Origin of the sequence: Paenarthrobacter sp. C1, from assembly GCF_049315185.1 — a bacterium.
Taxonomy (GTDB): Bacteria; Actinomycetota; Actinomycetes; order Actinomycetales; family Micrococcaceae; genus Arthrobacter; species Arthrobacter nicotinovorans.
Window position 1 is genome coordinate 2,305,825 of the sequence record NZ_CP186052.1, and the last position, 20,105, is coordinate 2,325,929.

At 62.5% G+C, this 20,105-nt stretch carries 18 protein-coding genes; 9 read left to right on the forward strand and 9 right to left on the reverse strand.

Going from position 1 to position 20,105, the window contains the following annotated elements; translation table 11 throughout:
- The first annotated feature begins 9 nt into the window (after positions 1-9).
- From ACNAOU_RS10780 to ACNAOU_RS10795, 4 genes are all read left to right on the forward strand, one after another.
- On the forward strand, positions 10-1,236 hold the full coding sequence (locus ACNAOU_RS10780; RefSeq protein ID WP_422758634.1) for a phosphoglycerate kinase: 1,227 nt from the start codon (positions 10-12) through the stop codon (positions 1,234-1,236).
- Between the two features lie 77 nt (positions 1,237-1,313).
- Complete coding sequence (gene tpiA / locus ACNAOU_RS10785) at positions 1,314-2,129, forward strand: triose-phosphate isomerase (protein ID WP_422758635.1); 816 nt, start codon at positions 1,314-1,316, stop codon at positions 2,127-2,129.
- 36 nt (positions 2,130-2,165) lie between these two features.
- Positions 2,166-2,423, forward strand: coding sequence for a preprotein translocase subunit SecG (gene secG / locus ACNAOU_RS10790; RefSeq protein ID WP_018777559.1), 258 nt, complete (start codon positions 2,166-2,168; stop codon positions 2,421-2,423).
- 168 nt (positions 2,424-2,591) lie between these two features.
- Positions 2,592-2,987 (forward strand): RNA polymerase-binding protein RbpA, encoded by a 396-nt coding sequence (locus tag ACNAOU_RS10795; RefSeq protein WP_079581468.1) that lies wholly within the window; start codon positions 2,592-2,594, stop codon positions 2,985-2,987.
- Here ACNAOU_RS10795 and pgl read toward each other — a convergent pair.
- Genes pgl through tkt form a run of 6 tightly spaced genes read right to left on the reverse strand, consistent with a single transcriptional unit; the run spans position 2,940 to position 11,172 of the window.
- A complete protein-coding gene (gene pgl, locus ACNAOU_RS10800) occupies positions 2,940-3,710 on the reverse strand; it encodes a 6-phosphogluconolactonase (protein WP_422758636.1) in 771 nt (256 codons plus the stop codon). The genes ACNAOU_RS10795 and pgl overlap by 48 nt on opposite strands.
- A gap of 37 nt (positions 3,711-3,747) precedes the next feature.
- Positions 3,748-4,689: a glucose-6-phosphate dehydrogenase assembly protein OpcA gene (locus ACNAOU_RS10805; protein WP_018777561.1), complete on the reverse strand. Its 942-nt coding sequence runs from the start codon at positions 4,687-4,689 to the stop codon at positions 3,748-3,750.
- Complete coding sequence (zwf, locus tag ACNAOU_RS10810; protein WP_039241219.1) at positions 4,686-6,242, reverse strand: glucose-6-phosphate dehydrogenase; 1,557 nt, start codon at positions 6,240-6,242, stop codon at positions 4,686-4,688. The genes ACNAOU_RS10805 and zwf overlap by 4 nt, the downstream gene beginning before the upstream one ends.
- 15 nt (positions 6,243-6,257) lie before the next feature.
- Complete coding sequence (locus tag ACNAOU_RS10815) at positions 6,258-7,889, reverse strand: glucose-6-phosphate isomerase (RefSeq protein ID WP_422758637.1); 1,632 nt, start codon at positions 7,887-7,889, stop codon at positions 6,258-6,260.
- 6 nt (positions 7,890-7,895) lie between these two features.
- Positions 7,896-9,014, reverse strand: coding sequence for a transaldolase (gene tal, locus ACNAOU_RS10820; RefSeq protein ID WP_018777564.1), 1,119 nt, complete (start codon positions 9,012-9,014; stop codon positions 7,896-7,898).
- 31 nt (positions 9,015-9,045) lie between these two features.
- Entirely contained in the window at positions 9,046-11,172 is a 2,127-nt protein-coding gene (tkt, locus tag ACNAOU_RS10825) for a transketolase (protein WP_196802756.1), read from the reverse strand.
- Positions 11,173-11,600: 428 nt separating this feature from the next.
- Here tkt and ACNAOU_RS10830 point away from each other — a divergent pair, with 428 nt between their 5' ends.
- From ACNAOU_RS10830 to ACNAOU_RS10850, 5 genes are all read left to right on the forward strand, one after another.
- Positions 11,601-12,563 carry a heme o synthase gene (locus ACNAOU_RS10830; RefSeq protein WP_018777566.1) on the forward strand — a complete coding sequence of 321 codons (963 nt, stop codon included), beginning with the start codon at positions 11,601-11,603 and terminating at the stop codon, positions 12,561-12,563.
- A gap of 315 nt (positions 12,564-12,878) precedes the next feature.
- Entirely contained in the window at positions 12,879-13,259 is a 381-nt protein-coding gene (locus ACNAOU_RS10835; protein ID WP_422758638.1) for a peptidase inhibitor family I36 protein, read from the forward strand.
- Complete coding sequence (locus ACNAOU_RS10840) at positions 13,231-14,169, forward strand: hypothetical protein (protein WP_422758639.1); 939 nt, start codon at positions 13,231-13,233, stop codon at positions 14,167-14,169. Before ACNAOU_RS10835 ends, ACNAOU_RS10840 begins: the two co-directional genes overlap by 29 nt.
- A gap of 4 nt (positions 14,170-14,173) precedes the next feature.
- Positions 14,174-15,322: a peptidoglycan-binding domain-containing protein gene (locus tag ACNAOU_RS10845; RefSeq protein ID WP_422758640.1), complete on the forward strand. Its 1,149-nt coding sequence runs from the start codon at positions 14,174-14,176 to the stop codon at positions 15,320-15,322.
- 10 nt (positions 15,323-15,332) lie between these two features.
- A complete protein-coding gene (locus tag ACNAOU_RS10850) occupies positions 15,333-17,279 on the forward strand; it encodes an ATP-binding cassette domain-containing protein (RefSeq protein ID WP_422758641.1) in 1,947 nt (648 codons plus the stop codon).
- A gap of 68 nt (positions 17,280-17,347) precedes the next feature.
- On the opposite strand, the gene ACNAOU_RS10855 is transcribed toward ACNAOU_RS10850, so the two are convergent.
- The 3 genes from ACNAOU_RS10855 to ACNAOU_RS10865 are packed head-to-tail and all read right to left on the reverse strand — an operon-like array spanning position 17,348 to position 20,068.
- Positions 17,348-18,292, reverse strand: coding sequence for a COX15/CtaA family protein (locus ACNAOU_RS10855; protein WP_018777571.1), 945 nt, complete (start codon positions 18,290-18,292; stop codon positions 17,348-17,350).
- Between the two features lie 49 nt (positions 18,293-18,341).
- Entirely contained in the window at positions 18,342-19,106 is a 765-nt protein-coding gene (locus tag ACNAOU_RS10860) for an ABC transporter permease (protein WP_018777572.1), read from the reverse strand.
- On the reverse strand, positions 19,103-20,068 hold the full coding sequence (locus ACNAOU_RS10865; protein WP_039241235.1) for an ABC transporter ATP-binding protein: 966 nt from the start codon (positions 20,066-20,068) through the stop codon (positions 19,103-19,105). Before ACNAOU_RS10865 ends, ACNAOU_RS10860 begins: the two co-directional genes overlap by 4 nt.
- Between the last annotated feature and the right edge of the window lie 37 nt (positions 20,069-20,105).

Below are 20,105 nucleotides of genomic sequence, written 5' to 3' on the forward strand. Positions count from 1 at the left end.
GGTAGACACATGACATCTCACACCCTCAACGAACTCATCGCTGAAGGTGTCCGCGGGCGGTACATTCTGGTCAGAAGTGACCTGAATGTGCCGCTCGACGGCTCTACAGTGACCGACGACGGCCGCATCAAGGCCTCCCTCCCGGTCCTCAAGAAGCTCTCGGACGCCGGTGCCCGTGTGCTCGTGACAGCCCACCTCGGACGCCCCAAGGGCGCGCCTGAAGCCAAGTTCTCATTGAAGCCCGCAGTGGAGCGCCTTGCCGAACTCGCTGACTTCAAGGTCCAGCTTGCTGCGGATACAGTCGGTGACTCCGCCAAGGAGCATGCCGCTGCGCTGCAGGACGGCGACGTGCTTGTCCTGGAGAACGTCCGCTTTGACGCCCGCGAAACCAGCAAAGACGACGCCGAACGCGGCGCCTTCGCTGATGAGCTGGTTGCCCTGACGGGCATCAATGGAGCGTACGTGGACGACGCATTCGGTGCAGTCCACCGCAAGCACGCCAGTGTCTACGACGTCGCCACACGGCTTCCGTCGTACCTCGGTGATCTTGTCCATACCGAGGTGGAAGTTCTGCGGAAACTGACCACTGACACCCAGCGCCCGTATGTCGTGGTTCTTGGCGGGTCCAAGGTCTCCGACAAACTGGCCGTCATCGACAACCTGCTGGGCAAGGCCGACACCATCCTTGTGGGTGGCGGCATGCTGTTCACCTTCCTTGCAGCAGCAGGGCATAAGGTTGCTGGCAGCCTCCTTGAAGAAGACCAGATTCCGGTTGTCCAGGATTACCTCAAGCGTGCTGCCGATGCAGGCACCTCCTTCGTCATTCCAACTGACGTTGTTGTGGCCAGCCGTTTCGCAGCGGATGCTGAGCATGAGGTCGTCAAAGCAGATGCCATCGAGGAGAGCACCTTTGGCGCTTCCGGCATCGGCCTGGATATCGGACCTGAATCAGCGTCGGCTTTCGCTGCCCAGATTGAGGGCGCCAAGACTGTCTTCTGGAACGGCCCCATGGGCGTTTTCGAATTCGAAGCGTTCGCCAATGGCACCCGGGCCATCGCCCAGGCGCTGACGGACACCGTGGCCTTCACCGTGGTGGGTGGCGGCGATTCTGCTGCCGCAGTCCGTACCCTCGGGTTCGAGGATTCGCAGTTCGGCCACATCTCCACAGGTGGCGGCGCCAGCCTTGAATACCTTGAAGGCAAGGAACTTCCCGGCCTGAGCGTCCTGGACCGCTAAAGCAACAAACCGGCCGGCAGGACGCCACTGCGTCCTGCCGGCCGTTCCACATCCCAACGCATTCTTTTGGAGTACATGTGACTACCTCCGCCAACGGCAACTTCGTCCGTAAGCCCTTCATCGCCGGTAACTGGAAGATGAACATGGACCACGTGCAAGGCATCACCTTGCTGCAGAAGCTCGCGTGGACCCTCTCCGACGCCAAGCACGACTACAACCGCGTTGAGGTCGCCGTGTTCCCCCCCTTCACCGATCTGCGCGGAGTCCAAACCCTCGTCCAGGGCGACGAGCTCGACATCGTCTATGGCGGCCAGGATCTTTCGCAGTTCGACTCGGGAGCCTACACGGGCGACATTTCCGGCCAGTTCCTTAGCAAGCTGGGATGTTCCTATGTTTTGGTGGGTCACAGCGAGCGACGGACCATCCACAACGAATCGGACGAGGTCCTCAACGCCAAGGTCAAGGCAGCCTTCCGCCACGAGGTCACTCCCGTCCTCTGCGTGGGCGAAGGCCTCGAAATCCGCCAGACAGGCACCCACGTTGAGCACACTCTCGCGCAGCTGCGTGCGGGGGTTGATGGACTGACTGACGAACAAGCCGCGGATCTCGTCGTGGCTTATGAGCCCGTCTGGGCCATCGGTACCGGTGAGGTAGCGGGCCCGGAGGACGCGCAGGAAATGTGCGCCGCCATCCGCGCAGAACTCGCAGTGCTTTTTAATGACGCTGTCGCGGCCAAGACCCGCTTGCTCTACGGAGGCTCCGTCAAGGCCAACAACGCCGCCGCCATTATGGCTGGAAGCGACGTTGATGGACTGCTTGTGGGTGGCGCCAGCCTGGACCCCGCAGAATTTGCTAACATTGTCAGGTTCGAGAGCCACCTCGTCACGGACTAGTCCGGCTCCCGTTTTCCGCTTCTTCGAAAGGCCGTCGTGGACGTTCTTCAAGTCATTTTGCAGATTCTGCTGGCTATCACCAGCCTTCTGCTGACGCTGCTTATCCTCCTGCACAAGGGACGTGGCGGCGGTTTGTCCGACATGTTCGGTGGCGGAATGAGTTCGGGGTTGAGCTCCTCCGGTGTTGCCGAGCGCAACCTGAACCGCTTCACCATCATTCTTGGCGTCACTTGGGGCGTTGTCATCATCGGGTTGGGGCTCATTATGCGCTTCACCTCGGGCGGCGACTCCTAGCAGCCACAGGGTGGGGAGGTTCCTTGACGGGAGCCTCCCCATTTTTGTGTCCGGATCGGCACGCAACTACCAGTGCCGCCGTCGGGCCCCTCGCATTAGACTGTCCCTGTTGGCTGTAAAGCTTCCAGGGCCGTGACGGCCGACCACCGAGTCGCTAGGGGTTCGAAAATGGTTCATGGCACGCCAGGTTATCGGGGCACCCGCGTGGGTGTGGCCCAGGGGTCTGAACCCAGAAATCACAGCGACCACGGCCAAGGCGAGCAACTGCCGCGTATTCGGGTTCCCTACTGGTGTGCCAAGGGACACGAAACGCGGCTTGTTTTTCTTAAGCTTCCCGACGAGCAGATCCCGAAGACCTGGGACTGCCCCAAGTGCGGAATGCCCGCGTCACGTGATCCTGAGAGTCCAGCCAATCCACGACCGGAAGACGAACTCTTCAAATCCCATCTGGACTACGTTAAAGAAAGACGCTCCAGCCAGGACGCTGAAATTGTCCTGGCCGGAGCGTTGGAAAGACTACGCGCCCGCGGGATCCTTTCGGACCAACTGCTGGGGGACACGTGAGGCTGCGTTCTCGTCAATGAGCCAGAGAGTCCTGGTGCGTCCTGCCGGCCCCGCAGCGGGAACCTGGACCGGATTGGCACCGGCCAAAGCCAAGCCCACGGCGCCGGCCTTGTCCTCACCCGCCACTACCATCCAGATTTCCTGAGCGGTATTGATCGCTGGCAACGTCAAAGAAATACGCGACGGCGGGGGCTTGGGCGAGTTTTCGACGCCAACCACGGTGCGGGTCTTCTCGCGGATGCCCGCCTGCTCGGGGAAGAGCGAGGCAATGTGCGCATCCGGTCCTACACCGAGCAGCAGGACATCGAAACGCGGCAGGTTTCCAGGCTGTTCAGGCCTGTCGTCCGACATGTCCGCGGCGTGCTCCGCCTCCGCAGCCGCCTTGAGCTCGGCTTCGTAGGCCGTTGCAGCTTCATCCGCCGTAGCGAATTGATCTGTTGAGCCGGGCTCATGCACCCTGGCCGGGTCCACCTGCAGGTGGGACAAGAGCGCCTGATGGGCCTGCCGGGTGTTCCTGTCGTCGCTGTCAGCGGCAACGAACCGTTCATCTCCCCACCAGAAGTTGACCCTCGACCAGTCCACGGCCGGAGCCGCGGCGGAGTCGGCAACGGCCTTCAGGGTACCGATGCCCACCGTGCCACCGGTGAGCACCACTGTGGCCTCGCCGTGCTTGTCCTGGACATCCACTAGTTTGGTGATGAGTCGCGCCGCGATTGCGGCCATCAACACCTTTGAATCCGGGTGGATGCTTACTCTTGGCTCAGCGTGCACTGGTTTGGACTCTCCTCTGGCTGGTAAGTGGCAGTCCCATCGTAATCACTTCTCCGAAGACTTCGTCCGGATCCAGCCGCCGGAGTTCCTCAGCGAGGCAATCCTTGAGGCTTCGCCGGGGAAGCGTGATACGCTGCGCCGGCTGTCCCGGCTGCGTCAGCTCCGCGACGGACAAGCCCGGACGGAAAAGCTGCACGTCACCACTGGCGCGGGTGAGACGAACGCGGCGAATGCCGGTGCCCGCGGGGTCCGCCACAATCGTGACAGGCGCCTGCAGGGCCAAGCTCAGCCATGCCGCCAAGAGCAAGGTGCTGGGGGAGTCCGAGGCACCCTCCACAGCGACGGCGGAGACAGGGTCACCATCCACTTGATCGAAGACTGCAGCGAGCTGCATGCGCCAATTGGTCAGGCGCGTCCACGCGAGGTCGGTATCGCCGGCCTTGTACGTAGCACGGATGTTCTCCAATGCCAGGCGGGGATCGGGCTCGTTGGCGGAGTCGGTGATGCGGCGGTGCGCAATCCGGCCTATCGAGGTTTCACAGGCGCTCTCCGGGGCTCCGTGCGGCCACCAGGCCACGATCGGAGCGTCCGGCAGGAGGAGAGCCGAAACCAGGGATTCGCTCTCGTGGGCCATGTGCCCGTGGCCGCGCAGGACGATGACTTCCGACGCGCCGGCGTCTCCACCGACGCGGATCTGGGCGTCCAGACGATCGGGGCCTTCAGACCCGGCGTCGGCGAGCACAATGATGCGGCAGGGGTGTTCCCGGCTGGCTTCATTGGCCGCTTCGATGGCTTCTTCTTCCTGCCCGGACTTGGTCACCACAACCAGCGTCAGGACCCGGCCCAAGGCAATTACGCCACCCTGTTCGCGCAGCGACATGATCTTCTTGGAGATCTTGGAAGTTGTCGTATCGGGAAGATCTACGATCATGGCCTTCTCCAGGTTCGTCCGTCACGGGCCAGCAGGGCATCGGCCGATGCCGGTCCCCAGCTGCCGGGTGCGTAGGGTTGCGGTTGCTCATCAAGCCCGGCCCAGTAGTCCTCGAACGGATCCAGGATCTTCCAGGATAGTTCCACTTCCTGATGGCGCGGGAAGAGCGGCGGCTCGCCGAGCAGCACGTCCAGGATCAGACGCTCGTACGCTTCGGGGCTGGACTCTGTGAACGAGTGCCCGTAGCCGAAGTCCATGGTGACATCGCGGACTTCCATCTGCGTGCCCGGCACCTTGGAGCCGAAGCGGATCGTGGCGCCCTCGTCGGGTTGGACACGGATAACTACGGCGTTCTGGCCGAAGTCGTCCTCGCCGTGGTCACGGAAGAGCAGGTTGGGTGCCCTCTTGAAGACCACTGCGATTTCGGTGACTCGGCGGCCCAGGCGCTTTCCGGCGCGCAGGTAGAACGGAACCCCGTTCCACCGGCGGGTATTGATATCCACGCGGATCGCGGCGTACGTCTCGGTTTTCGAATCTGCCGGGATCCCGTCCTCGTCCAGGTAACCGAGGACTTTCTCGCCGCCTTGCCAACCGCCGGTGAACTGGCCGCGGGCGGAGTGCGTTGAGAGGTCCTCTGGCAATTTAACGGCTGCGAGGACTTTTTCCTTCTCTGCACGCAGGTCATCTGCGTTGAATGAGATCGGCTCTTCCATGGCAGTCAACGCCAGAAGCTGCAACAGGTGGTTCTGAATGACGTCGCGGGCTGCACCGACACCGTCGTAATAGCCTGCGCGACCACCGGTGCCGATGTCTTCGGCCATGGTGATCTGGACGTGGTCCACGTAGTTGGCATTCCAGAGGGGTTCGAACAGCTGGTTCGCGAAGCGAAGAGCCAGGATGTTCTGGACCGTCTCCTTGCCCAGGTAGTGGTCAATCCTGAACACCGCATCAGGCGGGAACACGGACTCCACGATGTCGTTGAGCTGGCGGGCTGATTCGAGGTCGTGGCCGAACGGCTTCTCGATCACCACACGGCGCCATTGGCCAGGCTGGGCCTGCGCCAAGCCGTGCTTGGAAAGCTGACGACATACCTGCTCGAACGCCTTCGGCGGGATGGACAGGTAGAATCCGTGGTTGCCGCGGGTGCCGCGGGTTTCGTCCAATTCGTCCAGGACATCGCCCAAACGCTCGAAAGCGTCGTCGTCGTCGAACTCGCCCTGAACAAAACGGATACCGGAAGCGAGCTGCTCCCAGACACCTTCGTCGAACTTGGTACGGGCGTGGGCCTTGACGTTTTCCTTGACCTCAGCCGCGAAATCGGCGTTGTCCCAGTCCCGGCGCCCGAATCCCACCAGTGCAAAGCTCGGCGGTAACAGGCCCCGGTTGGCGAGGTCGTAGACCGCCGGCATGAGTTTCTTGCGGGCGAGGTCGCCGGTCACTCCGAAGAAGACCAACGACGACGGCCCGGCGATGCGGTTCAGGCGGCGGTCCCGCGGATCCCGCAAAGGGTTCCGCAGGCCGCCGTTCTTCCTGCCGTTTTCAGTTTCTGGCATGTTTTTCTATGTGCCTTAGCTTTCGAGTGAGCTGGTCTGGCCGGCCAACGCAGCGACGACTTCCTGAAGCTGAGCTACGCCGGCAGCGCGCTCGGTGAGGTGCAGGCGAAGCACAGGGCGGCCATGGCCTTCCAGGACCTGGGCGTCACCGGACGCCTGGGCAGTGATGAGCTGGCCGAAGGTGAACGGACGCTCTGGGATCTCGAGGTCAGTGGACGAGGCCGCGGTGATCTGCAGGAATACACCGATGGCCGGTCCGCCCTTGTGGAACTGGCCGGTCGAGTGCAGGAACCGCGGTCCCCAGCCGAAGGTCACCGGACGGCCCGATACAGCTGCGAGTTCATCCCGGATACCCTCAAGCGGAGCATGGGTGATGCGGTCAAGGTAGGCCTGGACGCTAAGGTAGCCATCCGAGCCAAGCTGGCCGAGCAGGGCCTGCACGGCATCAGTTACCGAATCCGCAGAGCCGAGCCATTCGCCTCCGCGTACTTCCACTGCTCCGTCGGTAAACGCTGCAGGCGTGGGTTCCGGGCGGGCATCCAGCAAGCCGCGTGCAGCCACCTTGGCTGCCTCGACGTCGGGCTGGTCGAACGGGTTGATGCCAAGCAGACGGCCCGCCACGGACGTGGCAAACTCCCACACAAACATCTGGGAGGCGAGCCCGCCGGCAATCGCCACCTCGTTTTCGCGAAGTTCGATGTCGGCATCGGCACTTACCAGACGGACCACCAGGACGTCCTCGGCGCCGCCAAGGGCTTCGGGGGAGTCCGGACCGGCAACCACGGGCAGGACACCGGTGCCCAGCTTGCCCGTGGACTCTGCGATGAGCTGTTCAGCCCAGTCAGCAAAGCCAACAATGCCGGAGCCGTCCTCGGCGATGACGATCTTGTTGCGCAAGGGAGAGGTACCACCCAGGGCAATGCCGAGGGCAAGACCGATGTTGTCGGTCGAATCCTCGTTCAGGATCTCGGCTGCTTCTTCTGCTTCATCCAGGAACGCCTGGATATCCACGCCAGCCAGGCCACAAGGGACAAGGCCGAAAGCGGTCAGGGCCGAGAAGCGGCCGCCTACGTTGGGATCCGCGTTGAAAACGGCACGGTAGCCGGCCTCACGGGATGCTTTGTCCAACGGCGAACCGGGGTCGGTGACGATAATGATGCGGCTCTTGGCGTCGATGCCGGCGTCGTTGAACGCCTTCTCGAAGACCCGGCGCTGCGAGTCGGTCTCCACGGTGGAACCGGATTTGGAAGAGACAACGATGGCAGTTTCAGCCAAACGGTCCGCCAGCGCAGCACTGACCTGTTCAGGGTCGGTGCTGTCCAGCACAGTCAGCTCGACGCCAGCGGTGCCGGCAATGACCTCGGGAGCCAAAGAGGACCCACCCATGCCACACAGGACAATGCGCGAGACGCCTTCGGCCCGAAGGGCATCACGAAGCTCCAGGATGTCGCCAACCAGGGACTGGGAAACCGTGGCCGCTTCTACCCAACCGAGACGGATGGCCGCCTCGGACTCCGCGTCGGGACCCCACAGTGTGTGGTCCTTGGCAAAGATGCGGGTGGCGATCCTGTCTTCGACCAGGCCGTCGATGTGCTTGGCGATGGCTTGCTGCGCAGCACCGCTGGCGTCGTAACTGAGTGTGCTCATGGTCGCTTAGGAGGCCTTCCGTGCGGTGACGAGTGCGCCTTCGACGTCGGCGAGGAGTTCCTTCCAGGAGCCCACGAACTTCTCGAGGCCTTCGGTCTCAAGAAGGGTCACGACGTCGTTGTAGGAGACGCCCAGCGCTTCGAGGGCGTTGAGGGTCTCGTTCGCTTCGTCGTACGTCCCGGTGATGGTGTCGCCGGTGACCACGCCGTGGTCGAACGTGGCATCGAGAGTCTTTTCGGGCATGGTGTTTACCACGCCCGCAGCAACGAGCTCCGTGACGTAGAGGGTGTCCGGGTAAGCGGGGTCCTTCACGCCGGTGGAAGCCCACAGAGGACGCTGGGGGAGTGCGCCGGCCTCAGCCAGCACTGCCCAGCGCTCGGTGGAGAAGAGCTCTTCGTAGACTTGGTAGGCCAGACGTGCATTGGCAACGCCGGCCTTGCCCTTGAGTGCTTTGGCTTCTTCGGTTCCGATGGCATCCAGGCGCTTGTCGATCTCGCTGTCCACGCGGGAGACGAAGAACGAGGCAACGGAGTGGATCTTGGAGAGGTCGTGGCCGTTTTCCTTGGCCTGCTCCAGGCCGGACTGGAAAGCGTTGATGACGGCGCGGTAGCGCTCCAAGGAGAAGATCAGAGTGACATTGACGCTGATGCCCTCGGCCAGGGTGGCCGTGATGGCCTCGAGGCCTTCCAAGGTAGCCGGGATCTTGATGTGGACGTTGTCCTTGTTGACCTTCGCGTAGAGGTGCTTGGCCTCGGCGATGGTGCCCTCGGTGTCCCAGGCAAGGCGGGGGTCCACCTCGATGGAAACGCGGCCGTCGACACCGTTGGTGGCCGCGGCAATCGGGGCGAAGAGATCGCAGGCATCGGCGACATCGGTCGTGGTGATTTCGAAGATGGTCTCTTCGACGCTGGCCCCGGCTTCCGCCTTGGCCGCGATGGTTGCGTCATAGTCCGTGCCGGAGGTGATCGCGGCGTGGAAGATGGACGGGTTGGTGGTGACACCAACAACGTTCTTTTCGTCGATGAGCTTCTGCAGGGTGCCCGTTTCCAGGCGGGTGCGGGAGAGGTCGTCGAGCCAGATCGAAACGCCGGCGTCGGAAAGCTGCTGCGTGGGAGTTGTAGACATGTGGTTTCTCCTGTTGTGAGGTATCAGGCTGTTACGCGTTGGCGTCTGCGAGGGAGTCCTTGGCTGCGGCGGCGACGGCTTCGGCGGTGATGCCGAATTCGTTGAAGAGCCGCTTGTAGTCAGCCGAGGCGCCAAAGTGCTCCAGGGAGATCGAACGGCCGGCGTCGCCGACGAATTCGCGCCATCCAAGGGCGAGGCCGGCTTCGACGGAAACACGGGCCTTGACGGCCGCCGGCAGCACGGATTCGCGGTAGGCCTCGTCCTGCTTGTTGAACCATTCCACGCAGGGCATGGACACGACGCGAGCTGCGATGCCTTCTGCTTGGAGGGCTTCGCGGGCCTGGACTGCGAGCTGGACTTCCGAGCCGGTGCCGATCAGGATGACCTGTGCGTCAACGGTCTCGCCGTCCTTGGAGGCTTCGGCCAGGACGTAACCGCCCTTGGCAACGCCTGCGGTGGAAGCGAAGGTGTCACCGGCGGCTTCACCTTCGCCGCGGGCGTAGGTGGGGATGTTCTGGCGGGTCAGCACAATGCCGGCGGGGTTTTCGTGGTTCTCCAGCATGGCCTTCCATGCAGCGGAGACCTCGTTGGCATCGCCCGGGCGGACAACGTCCAGGCCCGGGATGGCACGCAAGGAAGCGAGCTGCTCCACCGGCTGGTGGGTAGGTCCGTCTTCGCCCAAACCGATGGAGTCGTGCGTCCACACATACAGGGACGGAACGCCCATCAGTGCGCCGAGACGGATAGCCGGACGCTGGTAGTCGCTGAAGATCAGGAAAGTGCCGGAGAACGCGCGGGTGCGTCCGTGCAGGGAAATGCCGTTGACGATCGAGGCGGCAGCGTGCTCACGGATACCGAAGTGCAGGACACGTCCGTACGGGTTGCCCTTCCAGGCATCCGTGGAGCGCGAGGTCGGGATGAACGACGGCGAGCCTTCGATGGTGGTGTTGTTCGACTCGGCGAGGTCGGCCGAACCGCCCCAAAGCTCAGGAAGGACCGGACCGATGGCGTTGAGGACCTTGCCCGATGCCGCACGGGTGGAAACGTCCTTGCCGGCTTCGAAGACAGGAAGCGCAGCGTCAAGCTCGGCCGGCAACTTCTTCGCCTCGACGCGCTCGAGCAGGGCAGCGGCATCCGGGTTGGCAGACTGCCATGCCTCGAACGATGCCTGCCATGCGGCCCGGGACTCGGCACCGCGGTCAAGGACCTTGCGGGCGTGGGCCAGGACTTCCTCGTCAACGTCGAAGGACTTGGCCGGATCGAAGCCGAGCACGCTCTTCAGTGCAGCGACTTCTTCGGCACCCAGGGCAGAGCCGTGGATCTTGCCCGTGTTCTGCTTCTTCGGGGCCGGGTAGCCAATGATGGTGCGCAGCGAGATGATGGACGGCTTGTTTGTCTCGGCCTTGGCAGCCAGAAGAGCCGAGTACAGTTCCTGCACGTCTTCGACGTATTCGCCGGTCTTGGTCCAGTCAACGCGCTGGGTGTGCCAGCCGTAGGCCTCGTAGCGCTTGAGGACGTCTTCGGTGAAGGCGATGTCGGTGTCGTCTTCGATGGAAATGTGGTTCTCGTCGTAGATCACAACGAGGTTGCCCAGTTCCTGGTGTCCGGCAAGCGAGGATGCCTCGGAAGTGACACCTTCCTGCAGGTCGCCGTCGGAAGCGATGACCCAGATGGTGTGGTCGAACGGCGACTCGCCGGCGGGAGCATCGGCGTCGAACAATCCACGCTGGCGACGCTGCGAGTAGGCGAAGCCGACGGCCGAAGCCAGGCCCTGGCCCAGCGGGCCGGTGGTGATTTCCACGCCAGCGGTGTGCTTGTACTCCGGGTGGCCCGGGGTCAGCGAACCCCAGGTACGCAGTGCTTCAAGGTCCTTCAGCTCCAGGCCGTAGCCGGAAAGGAACAACTGGATGTAAAGGGTCAGCGACGTGTGACCGGGGGACAGCACGAAGCGGTCGCGGCCCAGCCAGTCCGGGTTCTTCGGATCGTGGCGCATCAGCTTCTGGAACAGCAGGTATGCTGCCGGAGCCAAGCTCATCGCCGTGCCGGGGTGGCCGTTTCCGACCTTCTCCACGGCATCAGCAGCCAACACGCGAACGGTGTCAACAGCCTTCTTGTCCAGATCGGTCCATGACAGTTCTTGCTCTTCCAAATGTGGCACGAAAACCGAGCCCCTCTCTGTGCTGACGGCAGGAGTATGGACACGGCACGCAGGAAGCACAGGATGGCGCCCGCTGCAATGTGTCTACCAGCCGTTCACCATTGAAACGTTGATCTCTCATCCAGACCCACGGATATCCGAGAATACGGTTTCCCGGATGATCAACGTGTGCTGTTCTGCTCAACAGCTTAGCCCCAAACGTGTCATGGAACTCAGGGAATCCCACTAACTGGACAGAAATTCCCTTATATGAATCACGATTGCCCCCGGGAGCAGTGAAGATTCGGAAACATTGGCGTATTTTGCGGACATCGGGCCTCTTCCGGCCACGGTATGATATTTGGAGGCCACCAGCGGTTCATGCGCCCGTGTTTGCTTTCGAAAGCCGGGACGACATCCGCTGCGAGAACCCCAGAGCATAGAACAGAGTGACTGCCGCCGTGAGCACAACTGATACGCCCGTCAACGCTTCCCCGGCCCGGGGAAGCATCGGAACTTCCCGTAAATTAAAGGCGTATCTGGCTCTGACCAAACCCCGTGTCATCGAGCTGCTCCTGGTCAGCACCCTGCCCACCATGATCTTTGCGCAGCGCGGCTTCCCCTCCATCGGCCTGATCCTGGCGACCCTCGTCGGCGGCGCCTTCGCAGCCGGCAGCGCCGGTGTGTTCAACTGCTACATCGACCGCGACATCGACAAACTGATGCACCGCACCGAAAAGCGCCCGCTGGTGACAGGCGAAGTCTCCCCCCGGGAAGCCCTCGTTTTCGCTTGGATCCTTGGTGCCGCGTCCATCGCCATCCTGTGGTTCGGCGCAAACCCGCTTTCCGCCTGGCTTGGACTCGGCGCCATCGTGTTCTACGTGGTCATCTACACGATGATCCTCAAGCGCCGCACAGCCCAGAACATTGTTTGGGGCGGCGCGGCGGGCTGCTTCCCGGTCCTCATTGCCTGGGCCGCGGTCACCAACACTGTCGAATGGCCCGCAATCGTCCTCTTCATGGTCATCTTCCTGTGGACACCTCCGCACTACTGGCCCCTGTCCATGCGTTACGGCGAGGATTACCGCAACGCCAAGGTACCGATGCTCGGTGCGATCGCCGGTGCAAAGGTCGTTTCGGTGCAGGTAGTCCTCTACGCCTGGGCCATGGTTGCCTGTTCGCTGCTGATGATTCCGGTCGGAGGCGCGGGCTGGGTCTACACGATCGTTGCTGTGGCGGCCGGTGCATGGTTCCTCTACGAAAGCCACGCCCTCTACAAGCGTGCGCAGGGCGGCGATGTCTCCAACAAGGGCGCCATGAAGGTCTTCCACGGCTCCATCAGCTACCTGACACTCCTCTTCATCGCCTTGGCTGTGGATCCGTTCATCGGTTCCCCGATCATCGGCGGCTGATTCCACCCCTCCGTCTCGCAGCAATATCCGACGACGTCGGCACTCACCTGAGTGCCGACGTCGTTCCGTTTCCCTCATCGCTCGCTCACATCCCTACCGCTTGAGCCCAACGCTCGCTCACATCCCTACCGCTTGGACCCATCGCTGAGCACCTAGATGGAGTGCTCACACCACCTATTTTGGTGATCTGACCACTCAAAGTTGATGAAATCACCACCTAGATAAGCCTCTTTTGCGTCTAGGTGGTGCCTTTGGAGACCTACCGTTCGTGGAGGATCAAAGTTGTTCCAATTCAAATGGAGAGTTGGGGAAATCATGAAAGCGGTACTTCGCACAGCGGGTGTTTTGGCAGTAGCGTCAGCCTCGGTCCTGACAGGAGTGAGCGCAGCTCAAGCCGCTCCTGCCTGCTCCACGGCCCGCGTTTGCTTTTACGACGATTATTGGTTCCTGGGAACCCCGCGCCCCTTCGGCTGGGTAACTTCCTACGTCGGCAACGCCGCAAATGACCAAGCCAGTTCCTTGGTAGTTGGGCCGCCGTCAGACTGGGCCTCGCCCTACGTGTACTTCTATCGGGATGCCAACTATGACGGCCACGCCATAATCTTCCGGGGCGGCAACGCAATGAATGATCTGCGTGGCAGTGCCATGATTCCCAGCGTGAATTGGGATGACGAAATCTCAAGTGTTTGGGGCTGAGTTCTTGAGGACCCGGGCCGGTGGTCTCGCCGCGGTTTTTGCTGTCATCGTCACGATAGTGGCTCTGTTGGGAGCGGCTTGTTCAGCACCTCCAGCTTCACCGCCAGACCGCGGTTCCGATGGCAGCCTTCCGATCGTCGACCGTTCTGACGGAGCGGGGGCAAGGGCTTCTCTCAACGAGATCACCGGCGAAGTCCTCCTCCCCATGAGCAGCTATTGGTACTCGGATCGAGAGAACCTCATCGTCAACACCGCGGTCGCATTCCTTATCTACGATTGCGTCGAAGATGCGGGCTTCGGCGGGGCTCCGCGGGGTGGAGCCGGTAAGGCACTGCAGGACCGCAGTTACGGTCAGTGGTCCCGGGCCCTTGCCGCGAGGAACGGGTTCAGCCCGGAAATCCGCAAAATCCCGGGCGTGCTGGACGCGCAGCCCGAGCGATCTCCCGTCACTGCACGACAACAGGAAGCCGAAACCAAATGCTACAACTCTGTTGGACGGGCGGGGTTTCCGGAGCTCCTCGAAGGATTGGCCGTCGATCAGTCGGTTCAGAACAGGATAGTTCAGACTTCCTTGGCCTTAACTGATCGAGACCCGGATTACCTGTCATATCGGCGGGCATGGGAGGACTGCGTGGCGGCCAAGGGTTTGAAGCTCGCCGGCTCGGATTCGTGTTCTTTCCAAGGCGCAGCGTCCAAAGAAGAGGAAGTTCGGATGGCATTGCTTGATGTCGAATGCAAGGACTCCAGCGGCGGGGCACAGCTTCCGTATGACATCCTCGCGCAGTACGAGGCCGCGCAAATGAAGGACCATCAGGCCGAGCTCAATGAAGTCGCTAGCCAGAAAGCTGCATCCGTCGAACGGGCCAAGCAGGTGCTGAGGGACCACGGGGTGGCCGATGCCACGCTCTGAAACCATGCAGAACTCTGAAACCCAGCTCAACTCTGCAATGCGGCGCATTCCGCGATGGTGGCTCCTCCCGTGCGTGTTGGTGCTGGTCGTGGGCGGGCTGGGGGCCGCCTACTGGGCAGGTATCAGCGCGGCGGAGAGTGCCGAGTCACCTCAGGCCTCCCAGCAAACGGTTCCTGTATCCGCCACTGTGGAGAGGCGTGCCGTCGTTAAGCAGGTCGTCTTGTCCGGCAAGGTCGTCCCTGGGACGCAGTCAACCATCAAGGCTGCCGCCTCCAGCGGAATTGCCCGCCTGGTGGTGACGTCGGCTGCCAAGTCACCTGGCGACGAGCTCGTACCGGGGCAACTTGTGGCCGTCGTCTCCGGCCGCCCACTCCTTGTCATGCCGTCCGCCGTCCCGCTCTACCGGGACATTTCACCGGGTCAGTCCGGGCCTGACGTCAAAGGTCTTCAGGAGGCGCTCACCAATTTTGGATTTCCTGTGCCCGCCAGCGGTGTATTCGACCACGGAACCCAGCTGGCACTCTCCAATTGGTACCTGGCTGCTGGATCAAAGGCGCCCACGGAGGTGGCGGCCGATAATCACGGCGACGATACCAACACCTCGGCTGTCATCTTCCGCTGGCAGGAATTCGTCCAGATCCCTGGCGATGTTGGAAAGATCGCAACTATTGCACAACCGGGAACTGTCCTCGGAGAGGACGGCATCGTCGCCAACGTAACCATCGCCCCTGACACCATCGTCGCGCGTGCCGACGTGCTGCAGGCGGAGTCATTCCCCGTGGGTGCAGCTGTGACAGTCCGTGCCGGATCGGCAACCCTTGACACAAAGGTTGCCGGAGTAAGTGCTTTCATCGCAGGAGGAAAAGACAGCAGCGACATTCCGGGAAAGGACATAACGCTGCCGCTGACGGCCGGCAGTGCAGGGTTTTCGGCCGGGCAGACACTAACGGTCACTGCCATCACCGCGGCCCCTGAAACCTTGGCGGTCCCTCTGATCGCAATCCGTCAGGAGCGAGGCAGTGCCTTCGTTGAGGTTGAGGCCGGCCCAGATGTCCGACGCGTGGATGTCTCTGTGACGGGCCAAGCCGACGGGTGGGCCGCCCTGGCAGATGTCCCGTCCATTGCGGAAGGGGATCATGTCCGACTCCCATGATCGAACAACTGTGCCTGAACCAGCAAAGTGCGACCCGAACGGTCGGCCGGCGCTCCTAAGCCTGCGTGGGGTCACCCGCTCCTTTTCGGGAACGGAAGCGCTCAGAAGCATCGACCTGGATATCCATGCGGGGGAATTTGTAGCGATCGTGGGACTTTCAGGTTCCGGCAAGTCGACGCTCCTCAACATCCTGGGCCTTTTGGATACGGCGACCAGCGGCACCTACCTCCTTAGCGGCGCGAACACGGCAGGATTCAACGAGGGCCAACGCGCTGAAAGCAGGGCCCGTACATTTGGCTTTGTCTTTCAGGACTCCCATGTGGTGGGACGCGACTCAACAGCACGCAACGCCACGCTGGGTCTTCGCGCCCGGGGGATAAAGGCGGCGCTTCAGAAATCGCTGGTCTGGCCGCAATTACATCGTTTTGGCCTCGACCATCGCGTGGGCACACCGGCGGCGATGCTCTCTGGCGGTGAACGGCAACGGCTCGCAATCGCCCGCGCTGTCGTCGGTGATCCAGACGTTATCCTCGCTGACGAGCCCACTGGGAGCCTCGACACAGCCAACGGCGCGATTGTGCTGCAGCACTTACGCGAGCTTCACGAGGGCGGGACCACCGTCATCATGGTCACTCATGATCCGGGCATTGCTGCCTCCGCAGACAGAGTCATCACGATGCGGGACGGCCAGGTGATCAGCGATACAGGAGCGGCGATCCGTCAAGCGACGGCGACGGACGCACAGGTTTCCCCATCCGCGTCCGCCCTCAAGCGTCAGCGCATAAGTGAGTTCACCGACCTCGTTGCCGAGGCACTCTCCGCCCTTACCGGACGACCCGGGAAGGCACTGCTCTTGATTCTGGCTTTTCTCATCGGCAGCGGTGGCTTGGTCGCAGCCATCGGTCTTAGCGAAAGCGCCGCCGTTAAGGTCGCGGACCGCATTGACGACGCCGCCAGCGATGAAGTCCGAGTAAACCGCGACGGCGGATACCCATCCTGGGATGCGGTCCGATCCGACCTCGGACGAGCAAAGCAGCTTAAGGGAGTCCGGGGAGGCGGAATTGTCGCCGAGCTATCGGCTTCGGTTGTCCTCCCGTCAACCTTCCGCCCAGGCACTTTTCCTGATCAACCCGTATTTGGTGGGGCAGTCAGAGTGGCGGACTCCGGCTATCTGGCGATACAAGGCGCAACGGTTTCGTTCGGTGACCCGGCCCTGCTCGATCAATCATTTGGTGGTCCAGTGGCATTTATCGGTCGAGGAGCAGCGCAGGATCTGGGCATCGGCACCCCTGGGCCCGGCGCCGTCGTCTGGCTCTTTGGGCAACCTGTTCCGGTGGTCGGCCTCATTACGGACCCGGGACGGGACCCCATTCTGACCGAAGCTGTGGTGGCGGGACTCGGATCCTATTCCGTCACAGACAGAATGGCGGCCAGCCTGGTTTTGCGCACGGACCCCGGAATGCCTGCCGCAATTGCGGAGGCAATTCCCAAGGCGCTAAATCCCACCGAAACGGGCGCCGTCAAGATTGAGACTGTGGCTGACCTACGCGAACTCAAGCAAGGAATCAATTCGGATCTCGGCCGACTGGTAGCGATAGTCTCTGTCGTCCTGTTGGCCATCGCGTGCCTCAGCGCAGGCACGACGATGTATCTCGGAGTGACAGCGAGGTTCAATGAGATCGCCTTGAGGCGGGCCCTCGGTATGCGGCGCTGGCCGCTGGGCTGCATGTTTCTCTTGGAAGGGGCCATCGTCGGGGCGATCGGCGGCGCAGCAGGGGCCGCCATTGGAATGGCCGCTGTCCTTAGCTATGCGGCGAGTGAGGGCTGGGTGCCGGCCATTCCAGGGTTTGCCGCACTCTGGGGAATCGGCGCAGGCACCCTGAGCGGCACCATCGCTGCCGCGTATCCTGCCCTCGTTGCATCCAGGGCCGACCCAGCCCAGTTGATTCGCCTCTAGCCACTGGCAGGTAACCAGCTACCAGAAGCGCGTTACCCGAGGGCATGTTCCCAACCCGACAAGTACGCCTAGCCGACCGGACTGTGTTTGGCGACGTCTGCTGCATTCGTGGCAGCGCTCATCAGCAGCGCAGCGCCCAGCATGTGCGCGCCCACCAGAAGCGCCGGAATGCCGTTGTAGTACTGGGTAAAGCCAATGACTGCCTGCAGCAACGTCACGCCCAGCAAGAGGAAGGCAGCAGTGCGGAACGGACCACTGATCCTGCGCCGGACCACCAGGAACACGGCGAGGAGGGTGCCGGCCGTGATGAGGTAGGCGGGAATGGCGTGGATGTGTGAGAAGAGATCCCAATCGAGGTCATTCCTCGGAGCATCGGCGTCCCCGGCGTGCGGGCCGGCTCCTGTGACCACGACGCCGAGCATGACAGCGATGGCGGAGAACACGGCAACCGCCATCATCAGGGGACGAGTTACTGAAGGTAGTGCCGGCAGGGTCCTGTTCATGAATCGGCCCGTTCGCCCGTAGGCCCTGTTGACCAGCAAAGTTGCGAAGACAACGAGTGCCATCGAGACAAGGAAATGCAGGCCCACAACCCAGGGGTTGAGGTTGGAGAGCACGGTGATCCCGCCAATAATGGCCTGCGCCGGGATGCTGGCAAGAAGGCCAAGTGCCAGCAGGAAGAGGTCCCGGCGCTGCTTGCGGAGGTTCCACAGGTACACCAGCATGAGCGCGGCGACGGCGGCCAGGGCGAAGGTGAGCAGGCGGTTGCCGAACTCAATGAAACCGTGGATACCCATTTCGGGGGTATTGACCAAGGAGTCGTTGGTGCAGCGGGGCCATGTAGGGCAGCCCAAACCGGATGCGGTAAGCCGTACGGCGCCCCCTGTCACCACCAGGATGGTCTGCCCGATGAGCGACAGCAACGCCAAGCGACGTACGGCCGAGTTGACCTCGGTGGGCAGTTTGGATGTCCATTGCTGGACGGTTTTCGGGAGGCGGGATGCCGTGCTCACAGTTTTCTCACTTCTTAGTTCTGCTCGGATCAGTTTTGCTCGGATTTGCTTAGTTCCATTTGAACCAGCGGATGGCCGCGCCGCCTGCCAGCACGGTCCACAGCAGCAGGATCACAACGGCAGACAAGGGAATGGTGCCCTGAAGGAAGGCATCCCTCAGTCCTTGCCCAAGTGCCCCGGAAGGCAGGAAATGCACAATGCCCTGCAGAACCGCCGGCAGGCGATCGGCCGGTACGACGATTCCGCCCAGCGCACCAAGCAGGATCCAGAGCAGATTGGTAATGGCGAGCGTAGCCTCGGGCCGCACAGTGCCGGCCACCAGCAAACCGAGAGCCGTGAAAGCTGCTGCGCCAAGGACGAGCAGGCCCAGCCCGGGAAGCCAGGCTTCCGGGCGTGGCTGCCATCCAAGGAAACCTGCCACGGCGCCAACCACCAGGACCTGGAGGGCAAGGACCACCAGCACGGCAAGGATCTTCCCTGCAATGAGGCCGCCCCTGCCAAGCGGGGTGGTGGAGAGGAAGCGGAGCACCCCGTAGCGGCGATCAAATCCTGTGGCAATGCCTTGTCCGGTAAACGCGGTGGACATGGCGCAAAGAGCCAGGATGCCCGGCGTAGCGGTATCGACCCGCGAGGGACCGAGACCGTCCAGCAGCGGGGTCACCACCAGGCCCACCAAGGCCATCAACGGCAGGACGATGGCGAGGATGAGCTGCTCACCGTTGCGCAGCATGGTGATGGTTTCGTATCGTCCCTGCTGCATGATGCGGCGGGGCAGGGACGCCGGACCTGCGTTGGGAGCGAGGAGGCCGGTCATCGGAGGTCCCTTCCGGAGATGTCGAGGAAGACGTCCTCGAGGCTTCGTGATTCCAGGCGCAGCGATGCAGGCATGATGTTCCGTTCTGCCCACCAGGCAGTCAGCCCGGCGAGGTCAGCGGGAGTTATGGCGCCGGCAATGGCGTAACTTCCGGAGCGGGACTCGGTGATGCGGAGCCCGGCTCCCACTACGCCTGCGAAGTCGAGACCTGCAGGAGCATCGAAGTACAGAGTCCGGTCTGACGCTCCGGATTCGGTGGAATGGTCATGCCTGAGGAGTTCAGCCACTGTCCCTTCCGCCACGTTGTGTCCGCCGTCGATGATGTAGACGTAGTCCGCCAGCCGCTCGGCGTCGTCCATCAGATGCGTGGTGAGAACGATTCCCATGCCCGCGTCCCGCAGTTCGGCAATAAGTTCGAACACCATTTGCCGCGACTGCGGATCGAGCCCGGCACTGGGCTCATCAAGGAACAGGATCTCCGGGTTTCCAACGAGGGCTGCCGCCAACGCCAGCCGTTGCTTTTGACCCCCGGAAAGGCGCCGCACCCCGGTCCTGCTGAACTGGTTGATGCCCAGCCGCTCCACCAGGGCATCGACGTTCATGGGGTTCTTGTACATGCCGGCCACGTGGCGCAACAGCGGGATCGGACGGGCCGACGGCGGCAGGCCACCGTCCTGGAGCATCACGCCTACCCGGGCGCGCAGTTCAGCACCTGCAGTATCCGGATCCGCCCCCAGAAGGGTGATGGAGCCGCCGGTTCGCTTCTGCAGGCCCTGGGCACACTCCAGCGTGGTGGTCTTGCCGGCCCCGTTCGCACCAAGAAGTGCGGTTACCTGGCCACGCTCTGCCACCAGGGACAGTCCACTGACCACCCGTAACATTTTGCCGTCGAGGGAGGCCAAAGGGCCTACATCCTTGATGAGTCCGTCTATGGTGAGGACAGGAGATTCGGGTGAGCGCACCAAAGTATTCTACGTGAAGTAGTACGGTCACACTTGG